Annotated in this window: 28 protein-coding genes; 17 read left to right on the top strand and 11 right to left on the bottom strand. The window is 42.3% G+C overall.

Annotated elements, in window-relative coordinates:
* Positions 1–50 precede the first annotated feature (50 nt).
* Both P8F77_RS15885 and P8F77_RS15880 read right to left on the bottom strand, forming a co-directional pair.
* The gene (locus tag P8F77_RS15885; RefSeq protein WP_287520315.1) at positions 51–506 is read right to left on the bottom strand and encodes a diguanylate cyclase; all 456 of its coding nucleotides are present in this window, start codon (positions 504–506) and stop codon (positions 51–53) included.
* 164 nt (positions 507–670) lie between these two features.
* Entirely contained in the window at positions 671–1558 is an 888-nt protein-coding gene (locus P8F77_RS15880) for a DegV family protein (protein WP_024726375.1), read from the bottom strand.
* Between the two features lie 244 nt (positions 1559–1802).
* On the opposite strand from P8F77_RS15880, the gene P8F77_RS15875 reads away from it, so the two are divergent.
* From P8F77_RS15875 to P8F77_RS15805, 15 genes are all read left to right on the top strand, one after another.
* Entirely contained in the window at positions 1803–2474 is a 672-nt protein-coding gene (locus P8F77_RS15875) for a C40 family peptidase (protein WP_024726376.1), read from the top strand.
* A gap of 291 nt (positions 2475–2765) precedes the next feature.
* The gene (locus P8F77_RS15870) at positions 2766–4721 is read left to right on the top strand and encodes a PTS sugar transporter subunit IIA (RefSeq protein ID WP_024726377.1); all 1956 of its coding nucleotides are present in this window, start codon (positions 2766–2768) and stop codon (positions 4719–4721) included.
* Positions 4722–4760: 39 nt separating this feature from the next.
* Complete coding sequence (locus tag P8F77_RS15865) at positions 4761–5645, top strand: class II fructose-bisphosphate aldolase (protein WP_024726378.1); 885 nt, start codon at positions 4761–4763, stop codon at positions 5643–5645.
* A 27-nt stretch (positions 5646–5672) separates the two neighbouring features.
* Entirely contained in the window at positions 5673–6140 is a 468-nt protein-coding gene (locus P8F77_RS15860) for a PTS sugar transporter subunit IIA (RefSeq protein ID WP_024726379.1), read from the top strand.
* Positions 6141–6157: 17 nt separating this feature from the next.
* On the top strand, positions 6158–6463 hold the full coding sequence (locus P8F77_RS15855; RefSeq protein WP_024726380.1) for a fructose PTS transporter subunit IIB: 306 nt from the start codon (positions 6158–6160) through the stop codon (positions 6461–6463).
* A gap of 38 nt (positions 6464–6501) precedes the next feature.
* Positions 6502–7551 carry a PTS fructose transporter subunit IIC gene (locus P8F77_RS15850; protein ID WP_287520309.1) on the top strand — a complete coding sequence of 350 codons (1050 nt, stop codon included), beginning with the start codon at positions 6502–6504 and terminating at the stop codon, positions 7549–7551.
* Between the two features lie 31 nt (positions 7552–7582).
* A complete protein-coding gene (locus P8F77_RS15845) occupies positions 7583–8497 on the top strand; it encodes a cupin domain-containing protein (RefSeq protein ID WP_024726382.1) in 915 nt (304 codons plus the stop codon).
* Positions 8498–8658: 161 nt separating this feature from the next.
* The gene (locus tag P8F77_RS15840) at positions 8659–9327 is read left to right on the top strand and encodes an HAD family hydrolase (RefSeq protein WP_024726383.1); all 669 of its coding nucleotides are present in this window, start codon (positions 8659–8661) and stop codon (positions 9325–9327) included.
* Positions 9324–9773: a ribose 5-phosphate isomerase B gene (gene rpiB, locus P8F77_RS15835; protein ID WP_006566381.1), complete on the top strand. Its 450-nt coding sequence runs from the start codon at positions 9324–9326 to the stop codon at positions 9771–9773. Before P8F77_RS15840 ends, rpiB begins: the two co-directional genes overlap by 4 nt.
* Positions 9774–9801: 28 nt before the next feature.
* Positions 9802–10659: a sugar phosphate isomerase/epimerase family protein gene (locus P8F77_RS15830; protein ID WP_347256190.1), complete on the top strand. Its 858-nt coding sequence runs from the start codon at positions 9802–9804 to the stop codon at positions 10657–10659.
* A gap of 12 nt (positions 10660–10671) precedes the next feature.
* Positions 10672–11670, top strand: coding sequence for a dihydroxyacetone kinase subunit DhaK (locus tag P8F77_RS15825; RefSeq protein WP_270432741.1), 999 nt, complete (start codon positions 10672–10674; stop codon positions 11668–11670).
* A gap of 120 nt (positions 11671–11790) precedes the next feature.
* Entirely contained in the window at positions 11791–12432 is a 642-nt protein-coding gene (gene dhaL / locus P8F77_RS15820) for a dihydroxyacetone kinase subunit DhaL (protein WP_024726387.1), read from the top strand.
* Positions 12433–12660: 228 nt separating this feature from the next.
* Positions 12661–13047, top strand: a complete 387-nt coding sequence (locus P8F77_RS15815; RefSeq protein WP_024726388.1) for a BlaI/MecI/CopY family transcriptional regulator — start codon at positions 12661–12663, stop codon at positions 13045–13047.
* A gap of 351 nt (positions 13048–13398) precedes the next feature.
* The gene (locus P8F77_RS15810; RefSeq protein WP_024726389.1) at positions 13399–13812 is read left to right on the top strand and encodes an amidase domain-containing protein; all 414 of its coding nucleotides are present in this window, start codon (positions 13399–13401) and stop codon (positions 13810–13812) included.
* 83 nt (positions 13813–13895) lie between these two features.
* Positions 13896–14318 carry a hypothetical protein gene (locus P8F77_RS15805; protein ID WP_024726390.1) on the top strand — a complete coding sequence of 141 codons (423 nt, stop codon included), beginning with the start codon at positions 13896–13898 and terminating at the stop codon, positions 14316–14318.
* Between the two features lie 4 nt (positions 14319–14322).
* Here the strand turns inward: P8F77_RS15805 and P8F77_RS15800 are convergent, their stop codons facing one another.
* The 9 genes from P8F77_RS15800 to P8F77_RS15760 form a co-directional block, all read right to left on the bottom strand.
* Complete coding sequence (locus P8F77_RS15800; protein WP_024726391.1) at positions 14323–14667, bottom strand: DUF4368 domain-containing protein; 345 nt, start codon at positions 14665–14667, stop codon at positions 14323–14325.
* A 344-nt stretch (positions 14668–15011) separates the two neighbouring features.
* Positions 15012–15437: a sigma-70 family RNA polymerase sigma factor gene (locus P8F77_RS15795; protein WP_024726392.1), complete on the bottom strand. Its 426-nt coding sequence runs from the start codon at positions 15435–15437 to the stop codon at positions 15012–15014.
* A gap of 530 nt (positions 15438–15967) precedes the next feature.
* A complete protein-coding gene (locus P8F77_RS15790) occupies positions 15968–17329 on the bottom strand; it encodes a HAMP domain-containing sensor histidine kinase (protein WP_024726393.1) in 1362 nt (453 codons plus the stop codon).
* On the bottom strand, positions 17320–17979 hold the full coding sequence (locus tag P8F77_RS15785; RefSeq protein WP_024726394.1) for a response regulator transcription factor: 660 nt from the start codon (positions 17977–17979) through the stop codon (positions 17320–17322). Before P8F77_RS15785 ends, P8F77_RS15790 begins: the two co-directional genes overlap by 10 nt.
* A 63-nt stretch (positions 17980–18042) precedes the next feature.
* Entirely contained in the window at positions 18043–18858 is an 816-nt protein-coding gene (locus tag P8F77_RS15780) for a NisI/SpaI family lantibiotic immunity lipoprotein (protein ID WP_024726395.1), read from the bottom strand.
* Positions 18851–19582 (bottom strand): ABC transporter permease, encoded by a 732-nt coding sequence (locus tag P8F77_RS15775; protein ID WP_024726396.1) that lies wholly within the window; start codon positions 19580–19582, stop codon positions 18851–18853. Before P8F77_RS15775 ends, P8F77_RS15780 begins: the two co-directional genes overlap by 8 nt.
* A gap of 6 nt (positions 19583–19588) precedes the next feature.
* Positions 19589–20314 carry a lantibiotic immunity ABC transporter MutE/EpiE family permease subunit gene (locus P8F77_RS15770; RefSeq protein ID WP_024726397.1) on the bottom strand — a complete coding sequence of 242 codons (726 nt, stop codon included), beginning with the start codon at positions 20312–20314 and terminating at the stop codon, positions 19589–19591.
* Between the two features lie 3 nt (positions 20315–20317).
* A complete protein-coding gene (locus tag P8F77_RS15765) occupies positions 20318–21019 on the bottom strand; it encodes a lantibiotic protection ABC transporter ATP-binding protein (RefSeq protein ID WP_024726398.1) in 702 nt (233 codons plus the stop codon).
* A gap of 446 nt (positions 21020–21465) precedes the next feature.
* Positions 21466–21840: a TnpV protein gene (locus tag P8F77_RS15760; RefSeq protein ID WP_024726399.1), complete on the bottom strand. Its 375-nt coding sequence runs from the start codon at positions 21838–21840 to the stop codon at positions 21466–21468.
* 187 nt (positions 21841–22027) lie between these two features.
* Between P8F77_RS15760 and P8F77_RS15755 the strand changes: the two genes are divergently transcribed.
* Entirely contained in the window at positions 22028–22192 is a 165-nt protein-coding gene (locus P8F77_RS15755) for a FeoB-associated Cys-rich membrane protein (RefSeq protein ID WP_081723773.1), read from the top strand.
* A 408-nt stretch (positions 22193–22600) separates the two neighbouring features.
* Entirely contained in the window at positions 22601–24211 is a 1611-nt protein-coding gene (locus P8F77_RS15750; protein WP_024726400.1) for a CTP synthase, read from the top strand.
* Positions 24212–24213: the final 2 nt, after the last annotated feature.

Below are 24213 nucleotides of genomic sequence, written 5' to 3'. Positions count from 1 at the left end.
TATATGGGCCCGGGATTTTCTCATAGGAGAAGATCCCAGGCCTTTTTCTTTTAATTATGTAAATCAGAAAGTTCGGAACAATAACAGATGTGATTATTTTCATTATTTTTCGCGGAGTACAGTGCCTTGTCAGCATTGGACCATAGGGTTTGAAAATCTTTTCCGTGATCAGGATAAAAACCGATGCCCACAGAGACAAATATATTGCCGTCAAGACTCAGATCTTTCTGACGGGAGTTCCAATTCTCAAAAAACAGCTCCAGCAATTTTTCAAGTCTGTTTTTATGTATGGAAAGACAGGGGATATAAGTAATAAACTCATCACCGCCTATCCTTCCATTGATTGTTTCGCCGGTTATGAGAAAAAGACTCTCGCGCAGGCAGGAAGCTTCATACCATTCTTTATCAATTGAAAAAGTATTTTCAGCGCAGGGAGTTCCAAAGCTTTTGAGAAATTCAAGGGAACTCTGACAAAACTCCCCGGGACCCGTCCCGATTTCTGTCATATGGCAGTCTAAAAATCCCTCAATACTTTTTTCGTCGTTAATGATATTATTTTTATAGGATAAATCCGAGACAGCAAATGTACCGGATTCAAAGATTGTTCCGAGATTATTTTTTGATGGGATGATCCGGATGCCATAAAAAATAAATGGGCAAATAAGTCTACTTAATCCGTCCGTTTATCTCCTTCAAAGAACAGGGCGACCGTTCCCGGCCCCGTATGGGCGCCGATGACGGTTCCCACACTATTGATCACTACATGGCCGTTTAGATTAGGAAATGTGGCTTCTACCAGGTCCGCAACCTGTCTGGCATCTTCATAGCAGGCGGAGTTGGAGATGAAACATTTACCGCTGTAGTCTGTGCCGTCTTTTGCGTGTTCTTCCATTTTCTTAACGATTTCTTTGACGGCCCGTTTTTTTGTTCGGATCTTAGCCCGGGGGATCAGATGCCCCTCAGAGTCCATATTCAGCAGAGGACAGATGCCGAGCATCGTGCCGATAAAACCTGAGGTCTTGGAAATCCTCCCTCCGCGGATGTAGGAAGTGAGATCTGTGGAGAAAAACCAGTGGTGGATCTTCAGTCTGTTGGTGGCTGCCCACTCATAGACATCCCGGATGCTGTCCCCGCGGTCTCTCAGGTCTGCGGCCATATCTACGAGCAGTCCATAGCCGGAAGATGCGCCCAGAGAATCTACGAGAAAGATCTGCCGATCCGGGTATTTTTCTAACAATTCATCCCTGGCGATGCTTGCGGAATTAAATGTTCCGGAGATACCTGAGGACAAACTGATATGCAGAATGTCCCGGCCATTTTTCAAAAAAGGTTCAAAAAATCCAATGTATTCTTCTACATTTATCTGGGAAGTGCTTGCCAGAGCACCTTCCTGTATTTTCTTATAAAACTCTGGAAATGGAATACTCTGCCCAAGATCATCCATATAATCCTTTCCGTCTAACGTTACATGAAAACATACATAAGGAATGTTACGGCGTTCAAAGTATTCTTTTTCCATATCTGCCGTGGAACAGCAGGTCAAAACAAATGGTTCCATAGTACTCCCTTTTCTCTTTCTTTGGGTCGATTGTCTGTTAGCTTCTATTATATAAGAAATTCCAGGAATTATCAAATATGAGCCTGACAGCAGAGAAGAATCGGACTTGTTAATAAAATATGAATAAATATTACGATATTATTACAAAAGACTTTACAATATTATTACGGCGTGCTATAATTCATAAATGTAAACAAAATGTAATAATTACGTAATATATAGAAAGAAGTTGAGTGAGGATACAATGAAAGCAATCGCAAAGAGAACAGCAATTTTTGCAGTTGCATGTTTAATGATAACAGGTACGGCGGCAACATCGCTTCCGGAAAAAGAAGTGCAGGCAGCCTCGGGTTATACCGGATATATTAAAAGTGCAACTACAAGTTTAAAACGGAGTAAATCAAAAAAGTCAAAGACATTAGTCAGAATCAAAAAGGGAAAGAAGGTTACCGTTTACTATACAAGCGGCAGCTGGAGAAAGATTTCCTATAAGGGAAAGACAGGATTTGTCCCGAAAAAACGTGTAAAGATAAGCACAAAAGCACCAAAGCTCAAAGGAAGTAAAAAAACAAAAGGAAAGACAGTGACAAGTTTCGCCAAGAGGTTTGTAGGAAACCCTTACCGCTGGGGCGGAACAAATTTAAATACTGGAGCTGACTGCTCCGGCTTCACAAAAGCCGTCTACCGTTCTTTTGGATATAATATCCCGAGAACTTCCTCCTCTCAGAGAAGAGCAGGAAAAAAGGTTTCTTATAAGAAGAAACAGCCGGGAGATCTGATCTGCTACAGCGGACACGTAGCCATCTATATCGGAGGCGGAAAGATCGTACATGCAAGTTCCAGAAAAACAGGCATCAAGATCTCACCAAAAGCGAATTACAGGAAAGTCGTATCTGTACGGCGGATTGTAAGATAAATACCGGAAGATAAATATCATACCGGCTAAAGAGAAAAAGCCCATGGAATCATTACCCCCTATCCTAAACTCATGATTCCAGGGCTTTTTTTCCATGTTCAGAAAAGGCTAGGCGTAGTAAAATAGAGAAAGTACTCGGTAATTTTAAAAATTATACTAATTGTACCGATATAAGTGCAAAAACTGATTTTATGAGATATATACAAAACCGGTGAAGGATATTATGATTAATACATAAGCAAGATGCTTGCTTAACTTCATCGGTTTTATTCATTGAAGGAGGCCTACGAGATGAATAATTTACAGGAAAAAGTAATACGTAGAATGATTGATACGTATGGTTTTTTCACCACTGATGAACTTTCTGAAATGACAGGAGTTTCTGTCAGCAGCATCAAACACTCTTTAAGCGATATCAGCCGTGAGATAGAGAAGTATGAAGCAAAACTATTGACGGCACCGCGAAAAGGACTGTGTTTGGTCGCAACGGAAGAACAGAGGGAAATGATCCTGGATGACCTCAATGAATATGCCAACAAAGACCCGGAATCATTCTACTACCGAAAGAACTATATATTAGATACGTTATTTTACTATCCGGCCAAATATACGATTCAGCTTTTCTCCGAAGAGCTGTGTGTGAGCAGGAATATCATTCAGAAAGATCTGAAGCATATTGAAGACTATTTAAGTGAGTTTAACCTGACCCTCACAAAAGTAAGAAATCAGGGGATTCAGATCAAGGGAGATGAATTTGATCTAAGACAGGCAATCGTGGATTCTGAAAACAAAAAGTATTGGAAACACGCCTATATTGATAAGCTGCCTGAAAACTTAGACTACCGAATCAGCAAACGGGCCTACACCTTTTTTACCGACCATTATCCTAAAGAAAACATTATGAAGGTGCAGGACAGCCTCCGGAAGGCAGAAGAGTTTTTAAATCAGATCTTTGTGGATATCTCTTTTTGCCGGCTGACGGAATACTTACTACTGACAATCAACCGTATCGGGGAAGGGAAAATCCTCCAAAACGCGGGAAGCCGAAAGATGACCAAGTTAGATACTTCTTTCCTCGATGCGGCTCGGTTGATATTAGATGAGATTATTTCTCAAAACGGAGATATGTCATTAGAATACCAGTTTCTGGCCGCCAAGCTGATGGTTGCAAAGACCTGCGGACACGGAAACCGCCCTAAGGATGAAAGATATGAGAATATCGCACTGGACTATCTATCCATTGTCCTGGCCGTGATGAAGAAAGAAAACGTATTAAAAAATGAGGTTCTTATCAATGACGTCAGTTCATTTTTAGAAAAGATCACGATCAAACGTGATTACAAATTAGTGGAATGGGACGACCTGCACAGAGATGTGCAGCATCAGCTGCAGGATGTATATGCGGCATGTATGACTTATATTTTTGACATTGAAGGTAAGCTATCTGTGATATTGACCCAGGATGAGATTGCATGGATCGCATTGTTGATTCACAATGCGATGATGGACATCAGGGAGGGACGCCAGGCAGTTTTAATGACTGCAACTGATCCTCATACCGCAAGGTACCAGAAGATTAAGATTGAGAATGCAGTTGAAGGACTTGAGATTATAGACAGCATTCATATACGGGACTTTCATCCGGAAACAATGAAAGGACAATTATTGATTTCTACGGTTCCTCTAAAGGAGCCGAGGGAAAATACAATTGAAGTGACAAAACATATCGATCAGGCGGACATCAACAAAATCGCCGTAAGTCTGGATGAACTCGATCATGACAAAAAAATGACGGATGCGCTGGAGACGACAAAGAAGACTTTCAGAGAATCTTTGATCTTAACCGACGTCAATGTCATGGAAAAACAGGATGTGATACAGCTCGCAAGTGACCTTTTGTATGAACAGGGATTCATAGAGAAAGGATTCAGCCAGGAAGTGTGGAAACGGGAATTAAAAAGGCCGTCCACCGTCGGAAGAAACATCGTTATGCCACATATTTACAAAGATTATGTGAAGCAGAGCGGAGTTGCGGTTGTAAGGCTAAAATATCCGATCTCATGGACGCCCAACGAAAAGGTACGGCTGATGTTCCTGATTGCGATTGATTTTGAAACCTCGGAGGAGATTCTTAGGTTTTTCCAGTATTTCTATGGGATGATCGGCAATAAAGAACTGATCGGACATCTTCTGGATGCGGAAGGGCCCAAAGAGTTTTATGAGATTCTAATGAGTGAAGCAGGGTAACAATGGCCGAAAGGCTGCTAATTTAAAGGAGGAAGCACTATGTTAGTAAACATGAAAGAAATTTTAGAGATCGCAGAGAAGGAGCAGTATGCAATTCCATGTATCAACACTCCGAACGTGGAAACCATCCGTGCAGTCATCGGTGCGGCAGAAGAATTAAACACACCGATCATCATTGACCATGCACAGGTACATGATCCGCTCATCCCGATCGAGAGAATCGGGCCGGAAATGTTAAAATATGCGAAGGCAGCATCTGTACCGGTTTGTGTACACTTAGACCACGGCAGTGACTATGATTTCGTACTTAGAGCTTTAAAGGTCGGATTCCCGTCTATCATGTATGACTGCAGCGCACTTCCTTACGAAGAAAACTTAAAGAGAGTAAAAGAATTCGTAAAGATCGCTCATCCTGCAGGAATCACAGTAGAGGCTGAACTGGGAGTTATGGCATCTACTGCAGAGGATACTCATGGAGAAGAGGACGCAGAGAGCCGTGTTCTGACAAACGAAGATATAAAAGAATTCTTCACAGAGCCGGAAGAAGCAAAAGCATTCGCTGAAGAGACAGGATGTGATGCACTGGCTGTATGCTTTGGAACTATGCACGGAATTTACGCAGAGCCGCCGGTATTGGACATTGACAGAGTGAAAGCACTCCGCGCAGCGATTCCGGATACATGCCGTGTCGTTATGCATGGAGCTTCAGGAGTAGAATTCTCTCAGGTACAGGAAGCGATCACAGCAGGATGCTCTAAAGTAAATTACTACTCTTACATGGCAAAGGCAGCCACAAAATTTGTAGCAGACCGTGTTGCTGAGACAGATGGAAAGATTGCATACCATGAATTACAGGAAGAAGCCTATGAATTCATGAAAGGATATGCAAAAGACGTAATCAAGGCGTTTAAAAACGGGAAATAAGATTCGTAAAGGGAGGGAAAACATTTCATGAACAGTGTGGACTTATCCGAAGTGCTGCTCGATGAAATGGTGATCCTTGACCGGGAACCGTTTAAGGACAAAGATGACATGTTTAATGTGATGACCAGGCAGTTTGAAACGGCAGGACTCGTTTCAGACGCCGGGGCATTCAAAAAGGCTTTGGAATTTCGGGAGACTTTGGGGCCGACTTACATGGGCAATATGATTGCCATCCCTCACGGGAAATGTAAAGAGGTCCTGACACCCGGAATCGGATTCTGCAGATGCAGGGAGCCGTTCATTTATGAGTCTGGCGGGGAGTCAGGCGAAGTAAAGTACATCTTTGTTCTGGCGATTTCTGAAAATCAAGAGAATGATTACCATTTGAGAGTGCTGGCAACTTTGGCAGGATTTTTGGCTCACGACGAGTTTTTGGCATTATTAGAAAAGGCTGAAAGTTATGATGAGTTGATCAAAGGGATCAAAGAACTTTAGAAAAGGAGGGACGTATCATGAAAGTTGTTGCAGTAACATCATGTGCGACAGGAATTGCGCACACCTACATGGCAGCAGAAGCGATACAGAAGATCTGCAAGCAAAAAGGTTACAAGTGCAAGGTTGAAAAACAGGGAGCACTTGGAATCGAAGACAAGCTGAGGGACAGGGATATCAAAGAAGCAGACCTGATTGTATTTGCAAACGATGTCGGAATTACAAAAGCAGAACGTTTTACACCTTACAAAGACAAGATTTTTCAGACTAAACCACATGCAGTGATCAAAGACCCAAGTATTATTTTTAGTGAAGTAGAAGAGTAGTAAAAGAGAGAATAAAAATATGAAGGGATGGATGAAAAATGAGAGACGTAGTAGATGATATTAAGGAAGCGTTTTTAACCGGTGTTTCATATATGCTGCCGTTTGTAGTAGCAGGAGGTATTTTAGTAGCTTTAGGGTTCTTGCTGGGAGGATATGATATTCCGAATACAGTGGAGCCGGGAAGAAATTTTGCCTCAACTATCTTCTGGATCGGTAAAATTGGTCTGGGAACATTCATGGTACCAATCTTAGGTGCATATGTAGCATTCTCAATTGCCGACAAACCGGGAATCTGTGTTGGTATGTTTGGAGGCTGGCTGGCAACTGACCCTTGGGGTATGGGATATTCTTCAGGATTTATCGGAGCGCTGATCGCAGGTATCATCGCAGGATATCTTGTAAATGCGTTAAAGAAGATCCCGCTTCCTAACGCTGTGAGATCACTGCTTCCAACCTTGTTCATTCCGGTAATCGGATGTGCGGGTATTTGTTTGCTGATGCACTATGTGATCGGAGGACCTTTAGGGGCATTAACAACAGCATTGACAACAATGTTAAACAACCTGGGAACTGGAAACCTGGTACTCTTAGGTATTGTGCAGGGATGTATGCTGGCATTTGACATGGGTGGTCCGTGTAACAAAGTTGCCTACGCATTTGCCCTGGCATGTATGGAAACAGGAAACTACGCACCGATGGCTGCTAACTTTGTAGCTTGCTGTGCACCGCCTCTTGCAATGGCATTTGCAATGTTAGTTGCACCAAAGAAATTTACAAAAGAAGACAGAACAGGAATCGCCGGATGTTTTGCAGGGGCGTTATGTATGATCACGGAGTTTGCAATCCCGTATGCTGCAAAGAACTTAAAATACATCCCATGCTTTATGGTTGGTTCAGCTGTAGGATCTGTAATGTCTTACTTATGGGGTATTACAATCCGTGCACCTCACGGTGGAGTATTCGTAGTATTTGCAATGAATAAAGTGATTCCATTCTTTATCTGTTTGATCGTTGCAGGAGCTGTCTCAGCTGCATTGATCGTACTTGTATCTAAAACAAAAACAGAGCAGGAATTGGCAGAAGATTAAATAATAATTTCAACAAGACAGGAGAAATAAAATGGCAAAGTTATTTGATATCATGGGACATTTCCCATTTGATCCGGACAAAAAGAAACCGATGCTGATCCGCAAACAGGATTATTCTACAGCGTTATATCCGCCGGACAATGCATTTACATCCGACAATACATTCACAATGATCACAACAGATACCTTTATGCTCGGTATTTATGAGTTGGGACCGGGAGGAGTATTTGCACCGCTTGACATCCATCCTGGAGATGAGTCTTACTACATCTTAAACGGACCGGTTGTACAGAGGAGCGGAAACGGACAGTTTGCTTACTTAGAGACAGGAGAGGGACTGTTTATGCCGGAAGGTGCTTGGCACTGCTGCCATAACTTCTCAGACCAGAAGGCAAGAATCCTTTACTTCATCACTCCAAAAGCATGGAGCGAGTCCATTCCTCCGGCTGTTATCCCGACAGAGGAAGAGACAAAGTTCTACAAAGGACCGAACAATGACAACCTTCCGGATATGAGAGACAAGATCCAGGATATCTCCCGTCAGGGATGCACCGATGATATCGGATGCTGGCCGGTAGACCCGACAGAAGCAAGAAAGACCGGAGCTGTTTACGCAGTGCGTGATTTTGAAAAATTAAACAATGTACACGGAACAACTCATCCAATGCTTATGAGATTTATCACAAGCAACGATTACGGACACTTCGGTGAAATGATCCTTCCGGCAGGTGGATACGGACCGAGATGTTCAGATCCTGACACACATGCAGGAGACGGAGCACTCTACTGTGTTGACGGACCGGTGACCGTAAACTTGGTTGACGCACAGGAAAGCTTTGTTATGGAACCCGAAGATACTTTCTTCCTTCCGGCAGGAACGAAATATCAGTTAGTGAACTTTGAAGCTAAACCGGTGAAGGTTGTATTTGCAGTAACTGAATTATAATCCCATCCATGAAATCACGATAAGATATACATAAATCAACGCAGGAATAGAACCGCCGCAGTGATTGGTGTATAATTAAGAAGAACACATGGTGATTTGCCTTGAAAAGATTCTTTGCGGCATGCCGTGAAGAATCTTTTTGGCAGGAAAGGGGATAAACGATGGGACAATACAAAGGCATAATTTTTGACTTGGACGGGACACTTCTTGATACGATCGGAGATCTTACGGATTCCGTCAATGAGGTGATGGAGAAGTTTGGATTTCCTCTCCACGGTCCGGAAGACTACAAGAAAAAAGTAGGAAACGGATTTAAAAAGCTTGTGGAGAGAAGCCTTCCTGAGGATGCCAGGGATGAGAAGACCATCGATGATGCGGTGGCTGTCTTTGTAGAAGCTTATGACCGGAGGTATCTGGATAAGACTGCTCCCTATGAAGGGATTTTGGAACTGTTGGCGAAGCTTTGTGAGAAGGGGATCGCCCTGGGAGTCAATTCCAACAAGAGATCGGACTATACCAATGCACTGATTGAAAAATTTTTTGCACACATCCCATTTGTGGATGTGTTCGGAGAGAGAGAGGGAATACCGAAGAAGCCGGATCCGGCAGGGGCGCTCGAGCTTTTAAAACTCATGGGGCTTAAAAAGGATGAAGTGCTTTATATCGGGGATTCTGATACAGATATGCTGACAGGAAAGAACGCAGGCCTGGATACGGTCGGCGTTTCCTGGGGGTTCAGGGGAAGAGAAGAACTGGAAGCATATGGGGGAACTTTTGTGGTAGACAGGCCGGAGGAGATATTAGGTCTGTTGGAAAGGAGCGAGCAATGAAAATTTCTTTAGGATGTGACGAGGCAGCCTTTGACTTGAAAGAGGCGATTAAAAAGCATCTGGAGGATGCGGGACATGAAGTGGTAGACAACGGTGTGGGACCGGGAGAAGTGGAACTTTACCCGGATGTGGCAGTGCGTACCTGTGAAAAAGTAACAAGCAACGAATGCGACAGAGGCATTCTTGTATGCGGAACAGGAATTGGAATGGCGATGACAGCCAACAAGGTGCCGGGAATCCGTGCGGCAGTCTGCCATGATCCGTTCTCAACAGAGCGCTCTATCCTGAGCAACGACGGAAATGTTATGTGTATGGGAGCCAGAGTCATTGCACCTCAGCTGGCATTATATTTACTGGACATCTGGATGGGACTGACCTTCAAAGACGGACCGTCCACAGAAAAGGTAGAACGGATCACATATTACGAAAAGCAGTTCAGCAAATAGGACCAAACACTTTTAAGGAGGGTTTTCTATGGATTTTAAATTTGGAGTGGATACATTTATCTGGGCAGAGGCTTATGGGGAGGAACATCTCTGGATCATCCCAAAGGCAAAAGAACTGGGATTTGAAGTCATTGACTTTGCGATTTCCAATCCATTTACATTTCCAGTAAAACAGGTAAAGGCTGAACTGGAACGGGTGGGTATTGACTGTGTCTGCACGACAACACTGACACCGGAGACGAACCCGATCTCCCCGGATCCAGAGATTAGGGCAGCGGGCGTCAAGGCCATGAAAAAATGCGTGGATATCTGCAACGAACTGGGAGCACCGATCCTGGGCGGAGTAAACTATGCGGGCTGGGGTTATCTCACAAAGAAATCAAGAACACAGGAAGAGTGGGACTACGGTGTGGCATGTATGCGTGAAGTGGCTGAATATGCTAAAGAAACAGGCGATGTGACCATCTGTGTAGAGTGTGTCAACCGTTTCGAGACACATTTCCTCAACATTGCGGAGGACGCTGTTCAGTTCTGCAAGGATGTGGGAACAGGAAATGTCAAAGTTCATCTTGACTGCTTCCATATGATCCGCGAGGAGAAGAGCTTTGCCGGAGCCGTAAAGACCTGCGGAAAGGAATATCTCGGATATGTGCATGTCAATGAAAACGACAGGGGAATCCCGGGAACCGGATTGGTGCCGTTTAAGGAATTCTTCACTGCGTTAAAGGAAATCGGTTATGATGGACCGTTAGTCATTGAATCCTTTGACCCAAGCTTTGAAGAACTGTCCGGAAACTGTGCGATCTGGAGAAAGTTTGCTGATACAGGAGAAGAACTTGCCATTGAAGGACTTAAGAATCTGAAAGCCATCGCGGCTGAGATATAGGAGGGAGAACAGATGAATCGAATTGTAAACAATCCTGATTACGCTGTTGAGGATATGCTGAAAGGATTTGTAAAGACACACAAGGATATTGTGGCACCTACAGAAGATCCCCGTGTCCTGAAATATAAAGATGCACCGGTGGAAGGCAAAGTAGGAATTGTCACCGGAGGGGGATCCGGACATAAACCGGCATTTATCGGTTACATCGGAAAGAATATGTGTGATGCGGTAGCTGTCGGGGAGATCTTTTCTTCACCGACTGCCAAAGCATTCCTGGATGCCATGAAGGAGGCTGATTCCGGTAAAGGCGTTGCCTGTCTTTATGGAAACTATGCCGGAGACAACATGAATGTCAAGATGGCTATGAGAAAAGCAAAGAAACTGGGAATCGATGTAAAAACAGTGGTTGCCAACGACGACTGTGCATCTGCACCAAAAGATGAGCTGGAAAAACGCCGCGGCGTTGCGGGCGAAGTGCTCATGTGGAAGGTCGGAGGAGCAAAGGCTTCCATGGGTGCCGATCTGGACGGAGTCATTGCAGCGGCACAGAAAGCGATTGACAACACGAGATCCGTAGGAATTGGAACCGCACCGTGTACCATCCCTGCTGTGGGACATCCGAACTTTGAGATCAAAGACGGTACGATGGAAATTGGAATCGGACATCACGGGGAGCCGGGGATCAATGTGCAGCCGTTAAAGACCGCCAGTGAGGTCGCAGATGAGATGCTGAATATCATCCTTCCGGACCTGCCGTTTGCAGAGGGAGACGAAGTGGTAGTGCTTTTGTCAGGCCTGGGGGCAACTCCGGTAATGGAACAGTATATCGTGTATGACCGAGTGGAAGAAGTTCTCGCAGAAAAAGGAATCAGTGTTCACAAGGCATATGTGGGTAATTACTTTACTTCCCTTGAGATGATGGGTGTGACGCTAACTGTCATGAAGCTTGACGATGAACTGAAAGAATGCATCGACATGCCCAGCGACTCTGTCGGTTTAAAACAGCTGTAAGTCCGGCGTTTTCCATAAATTTGGAGCATCACTGGACCCAAAACAAATTGAAAAGTGTGATCCTTATGTTACAATAAATAACAGAAGAAGCAGTCTGAGTTTAAAGTGAGGAGAAGAATTATGTCAAGTTTTAAAAATGCGGAAGCAGGAGTCATTGTTGATAAGCTGATCAAGACGATTCAGGAGCAGAGGGATTATCTGAGCGAGATCGACGGAAAGATCGGTGACGGTGACCACGGCATCAACATGAATAAAGGGTTTACCATGTGTGAGGAAAAACTCAAGGGACAAACCTACAATATGAGTGAAGGCCTGTGTACCCTTGGAGAGACTCTTTTGGAGGACATCGGAGGTTCTATGGGGCCATTGTATGGACTGTTATTTGATGAATTTTCTGCTGCCAGTGAAAATAAAGAAGTGATCGATGCTGAAGTATTTGGAGAGATGATCAGCGGAGCCGTGGAGGGGATTCAGGAGATCAGTCCGGCCAAGGTTGGTGACAAGACCCTTTTGGATACTTTGATCCCGGCAAAGGAAGCTTTTATGGAAGCCAAGGATGCAGGCAAGGATTTTGCAGAATGTCTGGATGCCATGAACGAGGCTGCAAAAAAAGGATGGGAATCCACCAAAGACCTGGTTGCAAAGATCGGACGTGCAAGCCGTCTTGGAGAGCGTTCCAGAGGTGTTCTGGATGCGGGAGCTACAAGCTGTTATTTTATTATCACGGCGATTGGGAATGGAGCAAAAGAACTGCTGAACTAAATCAGAATTCAGGAATAATGTGACTTGTTTTTGTGAAAGTCATAAAAAGAAAAATGCACCGAATTATGAACTGTCCCCCAAAGTTAGATCAAAAATCTAATGGCTGGGGGCGGTTCATTTTTTTGTTCAGAAAGATATTTTATAATGTTTTATATAGTTACTTGAAAATAAACACGATATGTGCTAAAATATTGTTTATAGTGATAAACAGAAATGAGGAAAAGAAGATTGGAACACAAAGATATGCTCAGCGGCATGGAAAATATAATTATGAAATCTATTTGGAGATTAGAAAAAACGGAAAAAAGGATAACAGTTTATGACATAATCCAAAGTCTGAAGGAAAATTATGAAAAAAAGTACAGCCGGGCAACGATCAGAACATATTTGACGAAACTCGAAAAAAAAGGTTTTATACGTTTGAAATGGGAAGGCCGTTACAGTTACATAAGTTCTCTTGTAAAAGAAAAGGCATATCAGAAAAAACAATTGGAAAATATGAAGGAATTTTGGTTTGATGATTCTTTATCGGATATGATATGTGCTTTTACGGAAACCATTTCACCGGAGGAAGCGGAAGAACTTAAAGATTTAGTAGATAAATTAGGAGATTAGAATGAGGGGTGGTATAGGGCTAGTTAATATGATTACAATTTTATTTTATAGAACCAGGAAATGAAGAAAGATACTGTATAGTGAAGCAAAGTGTAAAAGACAGAGAAGGGAATAGCATAATGATATTATGCGGGTGAAGCTATGAAACATAAATGCTGGCACATAAAACAAATCTTTTCTATTGTACTCATTCTGATGTTTTGCATAGGAATACTTGGGACGGCAAAGGTAAAAGGGAAAACTTTAGATAAGTCAGATAAAATAATGGTGAAAAAAGTTATAGCTAAATATTTTGATGACTAATATCAGTCATTTGTTACCTATAAACTGTCAGAAAATATGGCGGATTATATGATTGATAATGACAATACATTTTTGTATAAAAAGTTATACGAATATGATATTTTAAGCAGTAAAAATATAGGGACAGGGTATGAAGATTATAAACTAGATTTAAAATATTCTGGAATGGATATCAATGAGGCTAAAACTTATGGTCCCAAAGGTAAAGGTTATAATAACAACAAACTTGTAAAATCTTTAACTAATATACAGGTAGGAGATGTACTGCAGAGTAGAGAAGATGGGAAGAAAAATGTTTATAAGCACAGCACATATGTCACACAGATTAAGGACAGGCAGACATTTGTCACACAACATAATCTAAAATCAAGAGCAGTTACCGACTGGATCAGGGCTAATGGTGGAGTGAATCATTGTTATATTCGGGGGATACGTTTTTCCAATGCAAAGTTTGTGAAATAATATAAAAGGTTTGGAAAATGAGACTGCAAACACTTTTATCATTAATTATGCTGTCATTCAGGGCGGCCAGAATGGAGATTAATATGAAACAAAAAATTACGATTCTTTTATTAATCAGTGTGTTGTTGATTGCTAATACAGGATGCAAGAAAAAGGAAATAAATAAACCAGAGTCTACAACGGAAATCAGTAAAAAAGATAAAATTCCAAAGATTTCAAAGAAGGAATTGTCGGCCATGAAAAAAAAGGCAAAAAGAGAGCTAAAACTACATGATTATAATTATAATTTTCAAAAGGTAGAATTTGAACCTGAATATTATAAAAAAATAGGAAATGATTCATGGCAGGAATTTATAGAGAAACATACGGCAGATGGAGATGTAGAAAAATATTCTTTGGATAACATAGTAATCTTAGAGGGATATGAAAAAGATTCATCTGTAGCAGATTTAGTTGTATTCGCCAAGAAAAAAGAAAAATGGAAGTTTTTATATGTTTTTAAATGATGGGTTAAACCAGATAGGGATAAAAATAGATATGTACTGGCAGGAGCATAGATTTTCTCCTGCCACGCCTGTATTTAGGCGGTTTGACGTGTAGTATGCTGCATTTTTCCATTTCCCACATTTCTTCATCCGTTGGAATGTCTACAATCCCTACATAGGAATAATAGATGTCGATTTTCTGTGTCCGTTTCCCGTCCTTTTTTTCACGTTCATGGATTACGATTTTATCCACAAAGGTATTTAAGATTTCGGGCGTCAATTCGTCAATGCGGGTGTACTTTTTGGTGGCGGCTATCAGCTTGGAAACATTGGTGATTTCCGTGTCGGCTTCATTGACTTCGGCGGTCAAGGTTTCGATTTCCTGCTCGGATTCGCAATGCTATGTAACGGCTTTGAAATTCAAAACCATGCTGCCATACGCCAGCCGAAAAGGGCGGCTTACGTTCGCAGCGGTCAACCTTGTCCGTTGGCTGCATTCCATTCTTCCATCTATGTGTGCTTATTTAATTTTGATTTTCCAATTTCCTTATGGGTATTTCAGAATACCATAGCGGCTGCACCCATATCAAGATTTTGGGCAAACTTTTTATTATTCCCTGTGGACGGAAATTTTATTCACCTACTTTGAAAATTGGGCAAGGGAATTTTATCCCTCACCCAATAGTCCATAAGAAGATAGAAAATATTAGATGGTTATAAAATCTTCCGCAGCTTTTTACGCAGATGGTCTAGCCTTGCATAGATAGCCCCTGTTGTCAATCCAACAAGCGGGGCAATCTCTTTTGTGGAATAGCCCTGCATTTTCAGCAGGATGATTTGCAGGGTACGCCTGTCCACCGTAAGCAACGCCCGATACAGAGTTTCGTTCTCAATCTCATCCAGTAAATCGGCAACGGTCTTTACCTCGGCATTCCGCTCCCTGTCTGCCATCCCTTCAAGGTATTCGCCGAAGTCGCTTGTCCAATGGTAAAACCGCCTGTTGGAATTGAAGTCTGCCCTGTCGTCTGTGCGGATTTGCTCAATGGTGTTTTCATCAACTCCATGCTCCCGTAATATTTTTTCCTCGGCTTCTTTCCAGATAAGCCATTTCCTGTTCTCCCGTCCGTTGTTGTAGGACATTCTTTTTTCCTCCAATCCGAAATTTTTGAAATGTAATAATTCAGATTGGAAAGGCGGCGAACGGCAGCCAACATCAGAAAAAACCCCGTGGCACATTTCGATAAAAAACGACAAAAGAAAAACCGCAAAGGGTCTGTGACCCTTACGGTTATAAGTGATACTAATTCTGTTAAGTGGAGATTCTACTTCTGGTTTCATGGCAAGAAGCAGCGTTGCATAAGCAGGGATTTTTTTAACTGGCTTCCTGCCATTCCCCGATATGCTATGTATAAGTCCAATTTGCGTTGCATAAGCAGATATATTACTGCCCGAAAAAAGGACATAAAAAAATCCCTCCAAACTTTAAAACAGGTCTGGAGAGTGTCTGTTAAGTCTTTTCGGGCATAGCAATACCACCCACCACACGCCGTTTTTTTATTTGGTGGGCTTTAAGTTCAACCGTTCACTTTTAAAATACTACGAAATATTTTTGAAGATTTCATAAAGTTTTGCAAAAATAATGAGCGATGTTTCCCATCGCCCATTAAATCCTAATATGGAATTTTTATTTTAACCTCTGCACCGCCTGTATCATCGGAATTTTTAAGAGTAAGTTCCCCATTGTGTTGCTTTACAATGCTGCTTGTGATATAAAGCCCCATGCCAAAGTGCATATTAGAGCTTCGGCTGTTGTCGCCCATAAAAAACTGCTCCCTTGCATGGTGCAAATCCTCATTTGTAAAACCACTTCCCTCATCTATTATAGAGATTTGTAGAAAGTCGTCCGGCTTTTGCACCTCTACATAGACTGTCCCTTTTGGTGGAGAGTAATCTAACGCATTGCCTATCACATTCATAATTGCCCGTTCCAGCAGTAATTTATCCGCTTTGAAAGTTCCTAAGTTATCCCCTTTTTTCATGCGTAGACAAATTCCTTTTGTAAGACATAAGGCGTTTGTCTGTGCTTCAATCTGTTCCATATAATCAGATATATCAAATTTCTCCAAATTGAGCTGATACCCGGCTGCCGTTCGGGATATATCAATCAGCGTTTTAATATAAATGCCTATCTGCCCAGAGCTTTCTGTAATGTACTCAGCATATACACGTTGTTCATTGTCAAGTTCTGTTTCACTTATTAAGTCGATGTTTCCTTGAATAACGGTTAAAGGTGTTTTCAAATCGTGAGCAAGTGCCGCGATTTGTTCCCTTTGTCGTTGTTCTGCGTTCCATTGCTTCTCTAAAGAAGATTTCAGATTGTCTTTCATATCAGAAAAAGAACGCAGTACATCTTCAAATTCTTTGATTTTTGAGTGTCCGACTTCAAAATCAAGATTTTGTCCTGCAACCTGTTTTGTTGCTTCAAAAAGCGGTGAGAGCTGTACCCGCATATTCTTTGCAAACTTTGCTGTTAATATTACACAAACCGCAATGCAGTTTATCCCTATGAGGATATATAACAAAATTTCCGGTGAGGGGAAATGCTCATAAAGCCACTCATTCGTAAACTGTGAGCCAATGTAATATTGAAGCACTACATATTCAGTTTCGCGTGTAACAAGCAAATACTGTTTGTTAATGTTTTCGTTTATCTTTCCATATATGGCATAATCCATAGCCCGGTCTAAATCGTCACCCTCTAAGGACGTTTCTATCATTTGATAATTCTTATCCAACACTAAATACTTGCACCCCATAGGAAGCTGCACATCTGTTAAATTTGGTGTTGCGGCAATAATAGGAACAAGGTCTTTTGTACTGCGTTCTGAATAATCAGCATAAGCAATAAATCCTGTGCTTGCTCCTGCAAAAATAAGACTAAATGGAATAGCTACAGAAGCTATCAGTCCGATTAGCAGCATACATAAAAATTTCCAAAAAGAAAATTTCAGTGACGTTGTTTTTATTCCCATTTGTACCCAATCCCCCAAACTGTAGTTATCGGCTGAATATCCAGTCTGCTTAATTTTGCCCGGATATTTTTGATATGAGTGGAAATGGTAGAATTATCGCTGTCGCCCTCCAAGCTGAAAACAGCTTCATAAATCTGTTCTTTTGAAAATACCTGTCCTTTATTTCTTGCAAGGTATTCACAAATCAGATATTCGCTTTTGGTTAGGGGAACGGGTGTATTATCTACCCGTAGTTCCTTTGCGGACAAATCAATTTTTATCCGTTCAAAGGTAAGGGCGGTATGCCGTTCCCTGTGTTCCCGGCGTAAGTGGGCATTTACCCTTGCCCGCAGCTCCGCAATGCGGAATGGTTTTGTCAGATAGTCGTCTGCTCCCAAGCCAAGCCCGAATGTAATATCATTTTCCATTGTCTTAGCTGTCAAAAAGAGAATAGGGCAGTCGACCAATGAACGGATTTTATTGCAATAAGAAAATCCGTCCATATCCGGCATCATTATATCCAGTATAATCAAATCGTATCTGTTCAGCTTATCAAGCGGAACCTGTGCGGCAGACGTATAGGCAGTAATGAAATGCCCGTCTTTTTGCAGCCCATTTTTTACAAGCTCTAAAATAGATCGTTCATCATCAACCATAAGGATTGCTGCCATAGTGTCGCCTCCTTTCGTTGCTTTTTTCGCATTATAGCATAATCCGTAAGGGCAGAAAAGCGGTCATTTCTGCTCTGCAATATAGTAGCGGTTATTTATTTTTACCGCAACCGCTTCTGTTTTATCCGTACCGCAAATCTCGTAAACGTCTGTGTAAAACCATTGTTCCCGCCCCTGTCCGGCGTTTTTTCCGTTCCAGTCAATCTTGTTCAAATCTTCTTTGGACAAAGGGCGTTTCGTTTCCGTATCGAATGTAACGCTTTTTGCAAGAATATCAATCCAGCTTCCTAATTCATCATTTGATATGGTATCAGAGGTTACTTGATAAATAATCCCGTCACAAAGGAGCTGCGTTGCATTTTCGGGATTGATTTCAAACTTTCCACTCATAGACTGCTCTGTGTCCTTGAAGTCAAAGACCGTATCTGTGTCTTTGATATTTTCTTTTCTAACAGCTTTGTGATACCCTCCGTTTACATCTACAATCAGATAATCGTCAGCGTTGGGGGCTGCGTACACATTCAAGAATGGGATAATATAAGCAGCTTCCGGGGCTTTATCCGCTAAATCTGCCAACGTCCGAAAGGTAGCGGCTTCTATGTTTTCCTGAAGCAATACTTTTCCTGTTTCGTCTACCGCTGCAAGCTGCCGGATATATCCAGTCCATTCCCCAAGCCCGCCATTAGAAACGGTATCCTCCAAAATCGTATAGTCGTTTCCCTTAAAGGAAAATTGCGTCACATTCTCTGCGTCCAGATAGCATTGCTCTTTATCACTGGAATATTCCTTGATTTTTTCCTGTAAAGAACAGCCCGCAAGAGAAAAGCATACAACAAAAGCAAACAGCAAGACGATAACCATTTTTCTATTTTTATTCATAATTTTTCCGTCCTTCCCAATGAGAAAACCATAATAAGGTCAGCAACAAGCCGCCTGTCGTTAATACTGCAATCCATATTTTTTCCGTTCCATAGTTGAAAATTTGTCGGCTCAAAATATCCTGTACCCAATTCATAGACCATGAAAAGGGAATATACCTCGCTATGCCTTTTAGTTCGATATTGCTATATAAGATACATTGCAGACTTTCAAACACGCCCCAAAACAGGGATAACCCTAATCCAAATTTGAAGCTAAGGAACAGGTGCAAGATGTATATTATCAAATTACAAAATGCCATCCCGGCGGCGGCTCCAATCAGCATTCCGAGCTGCACGGTATCAGCCATTCCCAAAAGATGTATGCCAACCACAAATAACAGGAACAGAAAGAACAGTGCAAATACCCCCGAACCATAAAGATAAGTTAATTTTGCAAGCATATTTTTGTGTCGGTTCGGTACAGCAAGCAGCGTCTGGAAGTGTGAAGCCTTTTCTTCCAGTGCAACATTCAGACCGACAATAACGCTTATCAACAATGGAAAAAACGTTGTCGTAATTTCCAATATCATTTTGAGCTTTTTACTATCTGCTGTGCTGGCATACTGGAAATAGTAAGCAAGAAATAACAATGCCCCGATAACAGGTATACAAAAATGAATGGCCCAAAACGGTGTATGCTTCGTTTTTTCCTGTTCAGAACGAACCGCATAAATAAAACCCATTTCCGTCTACCTCCCTTTGGAAAAATCCTTTGCGTCGGCATAGGATAAAATAAGAAACAAGAGTATTGACAACGCAATGGAAATCATAATGGCTATAGAAAATCCACAATTCCCCGCATAAGTTCCGTTTATTTCAATTCCCATAAGCGGCTCTGCCAGTTTTGCCGCCCAGCAATACGGTACAAACCACCATGCGATTGTATTTCCTAATGCAGTAGCAGTAGACAGAACAATCCCAAGTATTGTATTTAACACAATCGGCACAAACATTCCCGTTTTGCGTGCTAAGTACAGGCACAAAGGAATTTGCCAGACAGACGCAAGGATAATCCCGGTACTTCCTGTAATGCTGTGTAAAACAGAATATACTGCCGTTGCCGGAGCAATGATATTACTGATAGAAATAAGCAATGCTAAAAATATCGCTGAAACAAGCAGTTTTTCGACTAAGATAATGCCCTTGGCAAATTCAAATCTCGAAAGGTTCACAGGCATAGAAAATACCGAATAGTATTTCCCGGCGTTTTCTTCTTTTCTGTGTGACAAAGAACACAAAATTGCGATTGCTCCCGGAAGCAAAAACGCATACCACCAGTAAAGTGTCATGTACTGATACCCCATAAATCCACCCATAAGACACGCAAAAATAGCTGTGATTAGTGGAACAATGAAAATCAGTTTGTTCGATATTGTCCGCTTAAATTTCAAATGTTCTGATTTCAGATAGTTCATGCCTTAACCCTCCCTGTGATTGCTTTTTGCAACGTCCATAAAAAGCTGTTCCAAATTTTCGTTTGCGTTCAATTTCCCCTCATATCCAAGGACGCCACCCGCGATAATGCCGATATGGTCAGCTATCTGCTGCACTTCTGAAAGAATGTGGCTGGACAGGATAACCGTAATACCTTTAGCCGGAAAAGAACGAATAAGCTCTCTAAGTTCTTCAATCCCAATCGGGTCAAGCCCGTTGGTTGGTTCGTCAAGTATGAGCAGTTTCGGGTTGTTTAGTAATGCAACCGCAATTCCAAGACGCTGTTTCATACCAAGAGAAAACTGTCCGGCTCTTTTCCTGCCTGTTTCCGTCAGTCGGACGATTTGCAGCACTTCGTCAATCCGCTTATCTGTCAGTCCTAAAATAGTAGTCCTTACTTTCAGATTTTCATAGGCGGTCAAATTTTCATAAAGCGGCGGCATTTCAATCAACGCTCCGATATGGTTTAAATCGCTGCGTTTCCATGCGTGACCGTCAAATTCGATATTTCCAGAGGTCGGTTTCAAAATGCCCGTAATCATTTTGAGCGTCGTAGATTTTCCAGCTCCATTCGGTCCCAATAGTCCATAGACGGAATTTCTTTCAATGTTCAGCGATATGTTGTTTACAGCCGTCTGTCCGCTGAAAGATTTGCAGAGGTTTGTTGTTTTCAAAATCATTTCCATATTCTGTATTGTCCTTTCTTTTGATTATGGGAAAAGAATAGCTGATGTTTTTGAAGATTTCATAAAGATAAGGAATCTTTTTAAAATCCTGATTAACGCCTGCCATATCAGTATAAGGTAAATGGGAAAAGCTAATTTTGCTTTATCGGGTTATCTTTTTTCGGGCATCGGCAAGTTTAACAGCTCCTTTTGGAATGAGCCATACCCGATTGATATTCAATATGCCCTCAATCCGATTTTCCTTACAGAGCCTTTATGCTCGCTTTACCGATATTCCCCAAAGCCCCACTGCTTCCTGTGCCGTCATATACTCAAACATTTCTTTCTTCCTCAAATTGTACTGTATCTACTATAGCCGTTTGAACAAACATATCAATTCATAAAACGCGAATTTTTATCCCACAAAAAAGAAAAACGACAGAGCTTTACACCCTGTCGCCACTCCATTATGTGTATAAGATTTCTTCCTCCACAATCTCCCTCGCACAAGTCCTTATGTTATTGAGCCGTCCTGTCCATTCTAAGGCGTTTTCCTCCTTTAGGCGTTCCGTTATGCCCTGTGCCTGTTTCATACCCTCTATGAGCCTTTCAAAACATTCCTGTGCCTGCCTGTCAATGTCGGCAAGGTATGTATTCAGCCTGCCGCTTGTGAGAAGATTGGTGTATGTAACTTTGCGATACTGCTTCAGATAGTCCAGATGCCGCTGTCCCCATGTGCCTATCGGCTGTTCTTCTTCGGCGGGTACAGTCAAGCATGGTATTAAGTAATCACTTTCTTTCCGATATGTACCGCCTAACTGTTCGAATAATGATTTTGCCATTTTGTAATTCCTTCAAATAAGATATTCACTCCACGTTGTTATGTCTGCTGTCTTAAACAAAATTTTGAGTTTTCTCCTTATCTGGTTTCATTCATAGTTAAAACTTATGATAAGAAGAATTGACTTGAGGATATCTTCATGCTATGGTTAGTAGAATGAGATTAATTATCAATAATGGAGGAAGCCAATGAGTCTGACAGACGGCATTATCCTGATTTTGGCGGCGGGGATCGTTCTCTTTGTGATATGGAGATTCATCTCACGCGTCCGGCGGGGAGAGACAGGGTGTGGCTGCGGATGTGAGGGCTGTTCCAAGGCCTGTCCATCCAAACAAAAAAAGGAAACAAAGTGAGTAAAAAGCTGTGAGGAAATTTATCACAGCTTTTTGTAATTTTAAAGTTGACATGTAAAATTATGTATGTTATATTATTACCGTAGAAAGCACCACACAGTGCCTCTTTTCTGAACCTCATTCAGTAAGATCTATTTCATCTTTCCTTTGGCATTCGCCAATCATACCCCAGTGATAGAACTTAAGAACCAACAGTCAGTTAAGAAAGCAACGATTCCTTATTTATTTTTCATCAAGAGAAGAGGAATACTGTACCTGGTGCTTTCTTTTTGTGGTATAATATTTATATCTGAGTAAAAATCTATTTTCAAAATTTTGTTTGTTAGGGGAGCTGAGGTGGGCTTGCCCACTTTGTTTAAATATGATATTATAACATTTTGTAATTATTAGAACTTAGGAGGAAAAATCATGCCAGTAAAATACGTATTTGTCACCGGCGGTGTTGTTTCAGGCCTTGGAAAAGGAATCACTGCAGCGTCTCTGGGACGATTACTGAAAGCGAGAGGTTATCACGTAACCAGCCAGAAGTTTGATCCATATATCAATATTGACCCGGGAACCATGAACCCGATCCAGCACGGAGAAGTTTTTGTGACGGATGACGGGGCGGAGACAGATCTTGACCTGGGACACTATGAGCGATTCATCGATGAAGGCCTGAACAAAAAATCAAACGTGACAACAGGAAAGGTTTACTGGAATATTTTACAGAAGGAACGGCGCGGAGATTACGGCGGCAACACGGTTCAGGTGATCCCGCATGTGACCAATGAGATCAAGAGCCGTTTTTATAGAAATGAAGAGGCAACGGAACAGGAAGTGGCGATCATAGAGATCGGTGGTACTGTGGGAGATATTGAGAGCCAGCCATTTTTAGAGGCGCTCAGACAGTTCCAGCATGAAGTGGGACATGAAAACTGTATCCTGATCCATGTAACGCTGATCCCGTATTTAAAGAGCTCAGGAGAGTTAAAGACAAAGCCGACTCAGGCCAGCGTCAAGGATCTCCAGGGTATGGGAATCCAGCCGGATATCCTTGTGTGCAGATCAGACTATCCGCTGGATGACGGTATTAAGAGGAAAATTGCACAGTTCTGCAACGTGGAAAAAGAGCGTGTCATCCAGAACTTGGATGCAGAAGTTTTATATGAAGTTCCGCTCATGATGGAAAATGAACACCTGGCACATGAAGCGTGTGCCTGCCTTCATCTTCCGTGTCCGGAGCCGGACCTTTCGGAGTGGCGCAAGATGATCGACAACTGGAAGCATCCAAAGCATAAAGTCGAAGTGGCTCTGGTCGGAAAGTATGTGTCACTTCACGATGCCTATATCAGTGTGGTAGAATCTCTGGAGCATGCGGGTGTGGCCAACTCGGCAGACGTGAGCATCCGATGGGTGGACTCCGAGCGTGTCAGCTCTTACAATGTGGACGAGATGCTGGGCGGCGTTCAGGGTATTATCGTTCCCGGAGGATTTGGAGACAGGGGTATTGAGGGCATGATCTGCTCCATCCAGTACGCAAGGGAACACAAGATTCCTTATCTGGGACTGTGCCTTGGCATGCAGCTTACCATTGTGGAGTTTGCGAGAAACGTCCTTGGCTACGCAGATGCCCACAGCAAAGAGTTTAATGAAAATACGGAACATCCGATGATTCATATTATGGCAGATCAGGACGGAGTGACCAATATCGGAGGTACACTGAGACTCGGATCTTATCCGTGCGTATTGGCAGACGGTTCCAAAGCCGAAGGACTTTACGGAACTAAAGAGATTTCAGAGCGCCACCGCCACCGCTACGAGGTAAATAACAAGTATAGGGATGTACTTCAGGAAAACGGCATGATGCTCTCAGGATGCTCACCGGACGGGCGTATCGTAGAGATGATTGAGATACCGTCTCATCCGTTCTTTTTAGCAACACAGGCACATCCCGAATTTAAATCAAGACCAAACAAAGCACATCCGCTGTTTAAGGGATTTATTGAAGCGTCTTTAAAAAGCGGAGGAATGATCTGAGA

The organism is Anaerostipes sp. PC18, assembly GCF_039789045.1.
GTDB classification, from domain to species: domain Bacteria; phylum Bacillota; class Clostridia; order Lachnospirales; family Lachnospiraceae; genus Anaerostipes; species Anaerostipes hominis.
This window is presented reverse-complemented; position numbering and strand designations above follow the sequence as displayed.